This window comes from Pelomonas lactea (assembly GCF_043555885.1).
Classification (GTDB): domain Bacteria; phylum Pseudomonadota; class Gammaproteobacteria; order Burkholderiales; family Burkholderiaceae_C; genus Pelomonas; species Pelomonas lactea.
The window spans coordinates 1-11,583 of record NZ_JBIGHX010000015.1 but is presented as its reverse complement, the minus strand read 5'-3'; the positions used below and the strand labels follow the sequence as shown (position 1 = coordinate 11,583).

At 52.0% G+C, this 11,583-nt stretch carries 4 tRNA genes and 6 rRNA genes; all 10 read left to right on the top strand.

The window, feature by feature from the left end:
- Positions 1 to 353: 353 nt before the first annotated feature.
- A 16S ribosomal RNA gene (locus ACG04Q_RS25520) occupies positions 354 to 1,877 on the top strand.
- Positions 1,878 to 2,066: 189 nt separating this feature from the next.
- A tRNA-Ile gene (locus ACG04Q_RS25515) sits at positions 2,067 to 2,143 on the top strand.
- A 22-nt stretch (positions 2,144 to 2,165) separates the two neighbouring features.
- A tRNA-Ala gene (locus ACG04Q_RS25510) sits at positions 2,166 to 2,241 on the top strand.
- 311 nt (positions 2,242 to 2,552) lie between these two features.
- A 23S ribosomal RNA gene (locus ACG04Q_RS25505) occupies positions 2,553 to 5,428 on the top strand.
- Between the two features lie 179 nt (positions 5,429 to 5,607).
- Positions 5,608 to 5,720: ribosomal RNA gene (rrf, locus tag ACG04Q_RS25500) — 5S ribosomal RNA — on the top strand.
- A 469-nt stretch (positions 5,721 to 6,189) separates the two neighbouring features.
- Positions 6,190 to 7,713, top strand: a 16S ribosomal RNA gene (locus tag ACG04Q_RS25495).
- Between the two features lie 189 nt (positions 7,714 to 7,902).
- Positions 7,903 to 7,979: transfer RNA gene (locus tag ACG04Q_RS25490), tRNA-Ile, on the top strand.
- 22 nt (positions 7,980 to 8,001) lie between these two features.
- Positions 8,002 to 8,077: transfer RNA gene (locus ACG04Q_RS25485), tRNA-Ala, on the top strand.
- A gap of 311 nt (positions 8,078 to 8,388) precedes the next feature.
- A 23S ribosomal RNA gene (locus ACG04Q_RS25480) occupies positions 8,389 to 11,264 on the top strand.
- Between the two features lie 179 nt (positions 11,265 to 11,443).
- Positions 11,444 to 11,556, top strand: a 5S ribosomal RNA gene (gene rrf, locus ACG04Q_RS25475).
- Together the 16S, 23S and 5S rRNA genes with 4 tRNA genes alongside form the textbook arrangement of a ribosomal RNA operon.
- Positions 11,557 to 11,583: the final 27 nt, after the last annotated feature.

Here is an 11,583-nt window from a genome sequence, read left to right as displayed (position 1 = left end):
GCCTCTTTGCTGCTTTCGAAGCAATTCAAAACAGCAAAGATCGCCGAGTCGGTCGCTGAATATCAGCGCGGTGTTTGAGAAAAGAAATTTTCAAAAACGCTTGACGACGAAGCGAAAGGCGGATTAGAATCTCGCCTCTTTGCTGATAACGACAAGTTGTCAGCAACGCAAGAAGAGCTGATGTTCTTGTTGCGATGTTCTTTAATAATTAACAGCCGATAAGCGTGGGCGTTTGAGGTGAAGTGATGTTGCAAGGTGACTTGCAACGGTCCTTCGGACTTTAAACGCTCACGGAAATTAGATTTGAATCATGCAAATGGTTTGAGTCGATTCCGTTGAGTAAATTCAAGATCGAACTATAGAGTTTGATCCTGGCTCAGATTGAACGCTGGCGGCATGCCTTACACATGCAAGTCGAACGGTAACAGGTTAAGCTGACGAGTGGCGAACGGGTGAGTAATGTATCGGAACGTGCCCAGTCGTGGGGGATAACTGCTCGAAAGAGCAGCTAATACCGCATACGACCTGAGGGTGAAAGCGGGGGATCGCAAGACCTCGCGCGATTGGAGCGGCCGATATCAGATTAGGTAGTTGGTGGGGTAAAGGCCTACCAAGCCTACGATCTGTAGCTGGTCTGAGAGGACGACCAGCCACACTGGGACTGAGACACGGCCCAGACTCCTACGGGAGGCAGCAGTGGGGAATTTTGGACAATGGACGCAAGTCTGATCCAGCCATGCCGCGTGCGGGAAGAAGGCCTTCGGGTTGTAAACCGCTTTTGTCAGGGAAGAAAAGGTTCTGGCTAATACCTGGGACTCATGACGGTACCTGAAGAATAAGCACCGGCTAACTACGTGCCAGCAGCCGCGGTAATACGTAGGGTGCAAGCGTTAATCGGAATTACTGGGCGTAAAGCGTGCGCAGGCGGTTATGCAAGACAGAGGTGAAATCCCCGGGCTCAACCTGGGAACTGCCTTTGTGACTGCATAGCTAGAGTACGGTAGAGGGGGATGGAATTCCGCGTGTAGCAGTGAAATGCGTAGATATGCGGAGGAACACCGATGGCGAAGGCAATCCCCTGGACCTGTACTGACGCTCATGCACGAAAGCGTGGGGAGCAAACAGGATTAGATACCCTGGTAGTCCACGCCCTAAACGATGTCAACTGGTTGTTGGGAGGGTTTCTTCTCAGTAACGTAGCTAACGCGTGAAGTTGACCGCCTGGGGAGTACGGCCGCAAGGTTGAAACTCAAAGGAATTGACGGGGACCCGCACAAGCGGTGGATGATGTGGTTTAATTCGATGCAACGCGAAAAACCTTACCTACCCTTGACATGTCTGGAATCCTGAAGAGATTTGGGAGTGCTCGAAAGAGAGCCAGAACACAGGTGCTGCATGGCCGTCGTCAGCTCGTGTCGTGAGATGTTGGGTTAAGTCCCGCAACGAGCGCAACCCTTGTCATTAGTTGCTACGAAAGGGCACTCTAATGAGACTGCCGGTGACAAACCGGAGGAAGGTGGGGATGACGTCAGGTCATCATGGCCCTTATGGGTAGGGCTACACACGTCATACAATGGCCGGGACAGAGGGCTGCCAACCCGCGAGGGGGAGCTAATCCCAGAAACCCGGTCGTAGTCCGGATCGTAGTCTGCAACTCGACTGCGTGAAGTCGGAATCGCTAGTAATCGCGGATCAGCTTGCCGCGGTGAATACGTTCCCGGGTCTTGTACACACCGCCCGTCACACCATGGGAGCGGGTTCTGCCAGAAGTAGTTAGCCTAACCGCAAGGAGGGCGATTACCACGGCAGGGTTCGTGACTGGGGTGAAGTCGTAACAAGGTAGCCGTATCGGAAGGTGCGGCTGGATCACCTCCTTTCTAGATAGATCGCGCCTCGTAGGTTCTTCGGGACTTGCAGAGCAAGATCAAACTAAAGAGCGAAAGCTCAAGCACTTAGCTTTAAGCGCCCACACTTATCGGCTGTCAAACAACAGTGAGTGAATCGCGTGAGCCTGGGGAGCTGGCCTCGACAGGCTGGTGATAGCAGGCTGCGCAACAAGTTCGCGTGGGTCTGTAGCTCAGTCGGTTAGAGCACCGTCTTGATAAGGCGGGGGTCGCTGGTTCGAATCCAGCCAGACCCACCACGGATTGCAGAGACATCTGTACGGGGGATTAGCTCAGCTGGGAGAGCACCTGCTTTGCAAGCAGGGGGTCGTCGGTTCGATCCCGTCATCCTCCACCAGTTCACTCATGAAGAAGGTTGGCAAACCTCAGCAGAACGAGAGTTCTTCTGAGGTTTGCCAGTCTTGATCGAAAGATCGGCTGTTGTTCTTTAACAATTTGTAGAGTCGAATCAGCGTTGTTGGCGGAAAGTATCGATAGATGCACCGTGCCGCTAACAACATTTTGATTGCGTCAAACATAGACTTCAACTGAGCAAGAAATTGTTTGGAAGAAGAACGGCGTAACGCGTGAATACTCAAAAACAGTTTGGATCTGAGGATCTGAATTGAGTCCTTGACGACAGTGCAGTCAGCGCTGTCAAAGTTATAGGGTCAAGTGACTAAGTGCATGTGGTGGATGCCTTGGCGATTACAGGCGACGAAGGACGTGATAGCCTGCGATAAGCTTCGGGGAGCTGGCAAATTAGCTTTGATCCGGAGATTTCCGAATGGGGAAACCCACTGCGTAAGCAGTAACTCTGACTGAATACATAGGTCATTGTGGCGAACCGGGTGAACTGAAACATCTCAGTAGCTCGAGGAAAAGACATCAACCGAGATTCCGAAAGTAGTGGCGAGCGAAATCGGAGTAGCCCTCGCGTTTTAGCAGTTTGTATATCAGAACGGAATGGAAAGTCCGGCCACAGCGGGTGATAGCCCCGTATGAGAAATGCAGATTGTGGAACTAGGCGCGAATAGAGTAGGGCGGGACACGTGAAATCCTGTCTGAATATGGGGGGACCATCCTCCAAGGCTAAATACTCGTAATCGACCGATAGTGAACAAGTACCGTGAGGGAAAGGCGAAAAGAACCCCGGGAGGGGAGTGAAATAGATCCTGAAACCGCATGCATACAAAAAGTAGGAGCCCGTAAGGGTGACTGCGTACCTTTTGTATAATGGGTCAGCGACTTACATTCAGTGGCGAGGTTAACCGAATAGGGAAGCCGTAGAGAAATCGAGTCCGAATAGGGCGAATAGTCGCTGGGTGTAGACCCGAAACCAAGTGATCTATCCATGGCCAGGATGAAGGTACCGTAACAGGTGCTGGAGGTCCGAACCGACTAGTGTTGCAAAACTAGCGGATGAGCTGTGGATAGGGGTGAAAGGCTAAACAAACTTGGAAATAGCTGGTTCTCTCCGAAAACTATTTAGGTAGTGCCTCAAGTATTACCTGCGGGGGTAGAGCACTGTTTAGGCTAGGGGGTCATGGCGACTTACCAAACCTTGGCAAACTCCGAATACCGCAGAGTACAGCTTGGGAGACAGAGCACCGGGTGCTAACGTCCGGACTCAAGAGGGAAACAACCCAGACCGCCAGCTAAGGTCCCTAAAATTGGCTAAGTGGGAAACGAAGTGGGAAGGCTAAAACAGTCAGGATGTTGGCTTAGAAGCAGCCATCATTTAAAGAAAGCGTAATAGCTCACTGATCGAGTCGTCCTGCGCGGAAGATGTAACGGGGCTAAGCCAGTTACCGAAGCTGCGGATGCATAGCAATATGCGTGGTAGGAGAGCGTTCTGTAAGCCTGTGAAGGTGGGTTGCGAAGCCTGCTGGAGGTATCAGAAGTGCGAATGCTGACATGAGTAGCGTTAAAGGGGGTGAAAAGCCCCCTCGCCGAAAGCGCAAGGTTTCCTACGCAACGTTCATCGGCGTAGGGTGAGTCGGCCCCTAAGGCGAGGCAGAGATGCGTAGCTGATGGGAAACAGGTCAATATTCCTGTACCGATCAATAGTGCGATGTGGGGACGGAGAAGGTTAGCTCAGCCGGGTGTTGGATGTCCCGGTTCAAGCCTGTAGTCGTGCCTGGTAGGCAAATCCGCCGGGCTTAGATGAGGGGTGATAACGAGTCTGCTTGCAGACGAAGTGAGTGATACCCTGCTTCCAGGAAAAGCCACTAAGCTTCAGCTATTGACGACCGTACCGCAAACCGACACTGGTGCGCGAGATGAGTATTCTAAGGCGCTTGAGAGAACTCTGGAGAAGGAACTCGGCAAATTGACACCGTAACTTCGGAAGAAGGTGTGCCTTTAGTAGGTGAACCTGTACAAGGGGAGCCCAATGAGGCCGCAGAGAATCGGTGGCTGCAACTGTTTATTAAAAACACAGCACTCTGCAAAGACGAAAGTCGACGTATAGGGTGTGACTCCTGCCCGGTGCTGGAAGATTAAATGATGGGGTGCAAGCTCTTGACTGAAGTCCCAGTAAACGGCGGCCGTAACTATAACGGTCCTAAGGTAGCGAAATTCCTTGTCGGGTAAGTTCCGACCTGCACGAATGGAGTAATGATGGCCACACTGTCTCCTCCAGAGACTCAGCGAAGTTGAAATGTTTGTGATGATGCAATCTCCCCGCGGAAAGACGGAAAGACCCCATGAACCTTTACTGTAGCTTTACATTGGACTTTGAACAGATCTGTGTAGGATAGGTGGGAGGCTTTGAAGTAAGGTCGCTAGATCTTATGGAGCCAACGTTGAAATACCACCCTGGTGTGTTTGAGGTTCTAACCTTGGCCCGTTATCCGGGTTGGGGACAGTGTATGGTGGGCAGTTTGACTGGGGCGGTCTCCTCCCAAAGTGTAACGGAGGAGTTCGAAGGTACGCTAGTTACGGTCGGAAATCGTGACGATAGTGCATTGGCATAAGCGTGCTTGACTGCGAGACTGACAAGTCGAGCAGGTACGAAAGTAGGACAAAGTGATCCGGTGGTTCTGTATGGAAGGGCCATCGCTCAACGGATAAAAGGTACTCTGGGGATAACAGGCTGATACCGCCCAAGAGTTCATATCGACGGCGGTGTTTGGCACCTCGATGTCGGCTCATCTCATCCTGGGGCTGTAGCCGGTCCCAAGGGTATGGCTGTTCGCCATTTAAAGAGGTACGTGAGCTGGGTTTAAAACGTCGTGAGACAGTTTGGTCCCTATCTTCCGTGGGCGCTGCAAGATTGAGAGAGCCTGCTCCTAGTACGAGAGGACCGGAGTGGACGCACCTCTGGTGTATCGGTTGTCACGCCAGTGGCATTGCCGAGTAGCTAAGTGCGGAAGAGATAACCGCTGAAAGCATCTAAGCGGGAAACTCGTCTCAAGATGAGTCTTGCCGGGGCCTTGAGCCCCCTGAAGGGTCGTTCGAGACCAGGACGTTGATAGGCTGGGTGTGGAAGCGCAGTAATGCGTTAAGCTAACCAGTACTAATTGCCCGTGAGGCTTGACCCTATAACTTTGACTGCCAACAGCAGATCAGGGTAAGTGTTCAAGTTATGTCGTTCTTCAGAAGTCTGAAGGCGCAATCAAAATATACTGATTCCGTTGCATGCAAATGCAATGCGCAGACCAAGTTCTGCTGACTCTACGAATTGGGTTTGTTGACCCCGTCAACAAGCCAACCAGTCAAGCCTGACGACCATAGCGACTTGGTCCCACTCCTTCCCATCCCGAACAGGACAGTGAAACGAGTCAGCGCCGATGATAGTGCGGATTCCCGTGTGAAAGTAGGTCATCGTCAGGCTATTATTCAAAGCCAACCCTCGCCGGTGAAAGTCGGTGGGGGTTTTGCTTTCAGTAGAGTGTGGAGTGTGCTTGCCACTCAAAAGAGCCTGAGAGATTTGCCTCTCTGCTGCTGACGGAGCATTCGATCGAAGACGATTTGGGCTCCGCGACGTAGTAGAGGTCGACAGTTATCCGCTGGACTCTAGCGCGCGTTGAAAAGAAATTTTCAAAACGCTTGACGACGAAGCGAAAGGCGGATTAGAATCTCGCCTCTTTGCTGATAACGACAAGTTGTCAGCAACGCAAGAAGAGCTGATGTTCTTGTTGCGATGTTCTTTAATAATTAACAGCCGATAAGCGTGGGCGTTTGAGGTGAAGTGATGTTGCAAGGTGACTTGCAACGGTCCTTCGGACTTTAAACGCTCACGGAAATTAGATTTGAATCATGCAAATGGTTTGAGTCGATTCCGTTGAGTAAATTCAAGATCGAACTATAGAGTTTGATCCTGGCTCAGATTGAACGCTGGCGGCATGCCTTACACATGCAAGTCGAACGGTAACAGGTTAAGCTGACGAGTGGCGAACGGGTGAGTAATGTATCGGAACGTGCCCAGTCGTGGGGGATAACTGCTCGAAAGAGCAGCTAATACCGCATACGACCTGAGGGTGAAAGCGGGGGATCGCAAGACCTCGCGCGATTGGAGCGGCCGATATCAGATTAGGTAGTTGGTGGGGTAAAGGCCTACCAAGCCTACGATCTGTAGCTGGTCTGAGAGGACGACCAGCCACACTGGGACTGAGACACGGCCCAGACTCCTACGGGAGGCAGCAGTGGGGAATTTTGGACAATGGACGCAAGTCTGATCCAGCCATGCCGCGTGCGGGAAGAAGGCCTTCGGGTTGTAAACCGCTTTTGTCAGGGAAGAAAAGGTTCTGGCTAATACCTGGGACTCATGACGGTACCTGAAGAATAAGCACCGGCTAACTACGTGCCAGCAGCCGCGGTAATACGTAGGGTGCAAGCGTTAATCGGAATTACTGGGCGTAAAGCGTGCGCAGGCGGTTATGCAAGACAGAGGTGAAATCCCCGGGCTCAACCTGGGAACTGCCTTTGTGACTGCATAGCTAGAGTACGGTAGAGGGGGATGGAATTCCGCGTGTAGCAGTGAAATGCGTAGATATGCGGAGGAACACCGATGGCGAAGGCAATCCCCTGGACCTGTACTGACGCTCATGCACGAAAGCGTGGGGAGCAAACAGGATTAGATACCCTGGTAGTCCACGCCCTAAACGATGTCAACTGGTTGTTGGGAGGGTTTCTTCTCAGTAACGTAGCTAACGCGTGAAGTTGACCGCCTGGGGAGTACGGCCGCAAGGTTGAAACTCAAAGGAATTGACGGGGACCCGCACAAGCGGTGGATGATGTGGTTTAATTCGATGCAACGCGAAAAACCTTACCTACCCTTGACATGTCTGGAATCCTGAAGAGATTTGGGAGTGCTCGAAAGAGAGCCAGAACACAGGTGCTGCATGGCCGTCGTCAGCTCGTGTCGTGAGATGTTGGGTTAAGTCCCGCAACGAGCGCAACCCTTGTCATTAGTTGCTACGAAAGGGCACTCTAATGAGACTGCCGGTGACAAACCGGAGGAAGGTGGGGATGACGTCAGGTCATCATGGCCCTTATGGGTAGGGCTACACACGTCATACAATGGCCGGGACAGAGGGCTGCCAACCCGCGAGGGGGAGCTAATCCCAGAAACCCGGTCGTAGTCCGGATCGTAGTCTGCAACTCGACTGCGTGAAGTCGGAATCGCTAGTAATCGCGGATCAGCTTGCCGCGGTGAATACGTTCCCGGGTCTTGTACACACCGCCCGTCACACCATGGGAGCGGGTTCTGCCAGAAGTAGTTAGCCTAACCGCAAGGAGGGCGATTACCACGGCAGGGTTCGTGACTGGGGTGAAGTCGTAACAAGGTAGCCGTATCGGAAGGTGCGGCTGGATCACCTCCTTTCTAGATAGATCGCGCCTCGTAGGTTCTTCGGGACTTGCAGAGCAAGATCAAACTAAAGAGCGAAAGCTCAAGCACTTAGCTTTAAGCGCCCACACTTATCGGCTGTCAAACAACAGTGAGTGAATCGCGTGAGCCTGGGGAGCTGGCCTCGACAGGCTGGTGATAGCAGGCTGCGCAACAAGTTCGCGTGGGTCTGTAGCTCAGTCGGTTAGAGCACCGTCTTGATAAGGCGGGGGTCGCTGGTTCGAATCCAGCCAGACCCACCACGGATTGCAGAGACATCTGTACGGGGGATTAGCTCAGCTGGGAGAGCACCTGCTTTGCAAGCAGGGGGTCGTCGGTTCGATCCCGTCATCCTCCACCAGTTCACTCATGAAGAAGGTTGGCAAACCTCAGCAGAACGAGAGTTCTTCTGAGGTTTGCCAGTCTTGATCGAAAGATCGGCTGTTGTTCTTTAACAATTTGTAGAGTCGAATCAGCGTTGTTGGCGGAAAGTATCGATAGATGCACCGTGCCGCTAACAACATTTTGATTGCGTCAAACATAGACTTCAACTGAGCAAGAAATTGTTTGGAAGAAGAACGGCGTAACGCGTGAATACTCAAAAACAGTTTGGATCTGAGGATCTGAATTGAGTCCTTGACGACAGTGCAGTCAGCGCTGTCAAAGTTATAGGGTCAAGTGACTAAGTGCATGTGGTGGATGCCTTGGCGATTACAGGCGACGAAGGACGTGATAGCCTGCGATAAGCTTCGGGGAGCTGGCAAATTAGCTTTGATCCGGAGATTTCCGAATGGGGAAACCCACTGCGTAAGCAGTAACTCTGACTGAATACATAGGTCATTGTGGCGAACCGGGTGAACTGAAACATCTCAGTAGCTCGAGGAAAAGACATCAACCGAGATTCCGAAAGTAGTGGCGAGCGAAATCGGAGTAGCCCTCGCGTTTTAGCAGTTTGTATATCAGAACGGAATGGAAAGTCCGGCCACAGCGGGTGATAGCCCCGTATGAGAAATGCAGATTGTGGAACTAGGCGCGAATAGAGTAGGGCGGGACACGTGAAATCCTGTCTGAATATGGGGGGACCATCCTCCAAGGCTAAATACTCGTAATCGACCGATAGTGAACAAGTACCGTGAGGGAAAGGCGAAAAGAACCCCGGGAGGGGAGTGAAATAGATCCTGAAACCGCATGCATACAAAAAGTAGGAGCCCGTAAGGGTGACTGCGTACCTTTTGTATAATGGGTCAGCGACTTACATTCAGTGGCGAGGTTAACCGAATAGGGAAGCCGTAGAGAAATCGAGTCCGAATAGGGCGAATAGTCGCTGGGTGTAGACCCGAAACCAAGTGATCTATCCATGGCCAGGATGAAGGTACCGTAACAGGTGCTGGAGGTCCGAACCGACTAGTGTTGCAAAACTAGCGGATGAGCTGTGGATAGGGGTGAAAGGCTAAACAAACTTGGAAATAGCTGGTTCTCTCCGAAAACTATTTAGGTAGTGCCTCAAGTATTACCTGCGGGGGTAGAGCACTGTTTAGGCTAGGGGGTCATGGCGACTTACCAAACCTTGGCAAACTCCGAATACCGCAGAGTACAGCTTGGGAGACAGAGCACCGGGTGCTAACGTCCGGACTCAAGAGGGAAACAACCCAGACCGCCAGCTAAGGTCCCTAAAATTGGCTAAGTGGGAAACGAAGTGGGAAGGCTAAAACAGTCAGGATGTTGGCTTAGAAGCAGCCATCATTTAAAGAAAGCGTAATAGCTCACTGATCGAGTCGTCCTGCGCGGAAGATGTAACGGGGCTAAGCCAGTTACCGAAGCTGCGGATGCATAGCAATATGCGTGGTAGGAGAGCGTTCTGTAAGCCTGTGAAGGTGGGTTGCGAAGCCTGCTGGAGGTATCAGAAGTGCGAATGCTGACATGAGTAGCGTTAAAGGGGGTGAAAAGCCCCCTCGCCGAAAGCGCAAGGTTTCCTACGCAACGTTCATCGGCGTAGGGTGAGTCGGCCCCTAAGGCGAGGCAGAGATGCGTAGCTGATGGGAAACAGGTCAATATTCCTGTACCGATCAATAGTGCGATGTGGGGACGGAGAAGGTTAGCTCAGCCGGGTGTTGGATGTCCCGGTTCAAGCCTGTAGTCGTGCCTGGTAGGCAAATCCGCCGGGCTTAGATGAGGGGTGATAACGAGTCTGCTTGCAGACGAAGTGAGTGATACCCTGCTTCCAGGAAAAGCCACTAAGCTTCAGCTATTGACGACCGTACCGCAAACCGACACTGGTGCGCGAGATGAGTATTCTAAGGCGCTTGAGAGAACTCTGGAGAAGGAACTCGGCAAATTGACACCGTAACTTCGGAAGAAGGTGTGCCTTTAGTAGGTGAACCTGTACAAGGGGAGCCCAATGAGGCCGCAGAGAATCGGTGGCTGCAACTGTTTATTAAAAACACAGCACTCTGCAAAGACGAAAGTCGACGTATAGGGTGTGACTCCTGCCCGGTGCTGGAAGATTAAATGATGGGGTGCAAGCTCTTGACTGAAGTCCCAGTAAACGGCGGCCGTAACTATAACGGTCCTAAGGTAGCGAAATTCCTTGTCGGGTAAGTTCCGACCTGCACGAATGGAGTAATGATGGCCACACTGTCTCCTCCAGAGACTCAGCGAAGTTGAAATGTTTGTGATGATGCAATCTCCCCGCGGAAAGACGGAAAGACCCCATGAACCTTTACTGTAGCTTTACATTGGACTTTGAACAGATCTGTGTAGGATAGGTGGGAGGCTTTGAAGTAAGGTCGCTAGATCTTATGGAGCCAACGTTGAAATACCACCCTGGTGTGTTTGAGGTTCTAACCTTGGCCCGTTATCCGGGTTGGGGACAGTGTATGGTGGGCAGTTTGACTGGGGCGGTCTCCTCCCAAAGTGTAACGGAGGAGTTCGAAGGTACGCTAGTTACGGTCGGAAATCGTGACGATAGTGCATTGGCATAAGCGTGCTTGACTGCGAGACTGACAAGTCGAGCAGGTACGAAAGTAGGACAAAGTGATCCGGTGGTTCTGTATGGAAGGGCCATCGCTCAACGGATAAAAGGTACTCTGGGGATAACAGGCTGATACCGCCCAAGAGTTCATATCGACGGCGGTGTTTGGCACCTCGATGTCGGCTCATCTCATCCTGGGGCTGTAGCCGGTCCCAAGGGTATGGCTGTTCGCCATTTAAAGAGGTACGTGAGCTGGGTTTAAAACGTCGTGAGACAGTTTGGTCCCTATCTTCCGTGGGCGCTGCAAGATTGAGAGAGCCTGCTCCTAGTACGAGAGGACCGGAGTGGACGCACCTCTGGTGTATCGGTTGTCACGCCAGTGGCATTGCCGAGTAGCTAAGTGCGGAAGAGATAACCGCTGAAAGCATCTAAGCGGGAAACTCGTCTCAAGATGAGTCTTGCCGGGGCCTTGAGCCCCCTGAAGGGTCGTTCGAGACCAGGACGTTGATAGGCTGGGTGTGGAAGCGCAGTAATGCGTTAAGCTAACCAGTACTAATTGCCCGTGAGGCTTGACCCTATAACTTTGACTGCCAACAGCAGATCAGGGTAAGTGTTCAAGTTATGTCGTTCTTCAGAAGTCTGAAGGCGCAATCAAAATATACTGATTCCGTTGCATGCAAATGCAATGCGCAGACCAAGTTCTGCTGACTCTACGAATTGGGTTTGTTGACCCCGTCAACAAGCCAACCAGTCAAGCCTGACGACCATAGCGACTTGGTCCCACTCCTTCCCATCCCGAACAGGACAGTGAAACGAGTCAGCGCCGATGATAGTGCGGATTCCCGTGTGAAAGTAGGTCATCGTCAGGCTATTATTCAAAGCCAACCCCCATCAGC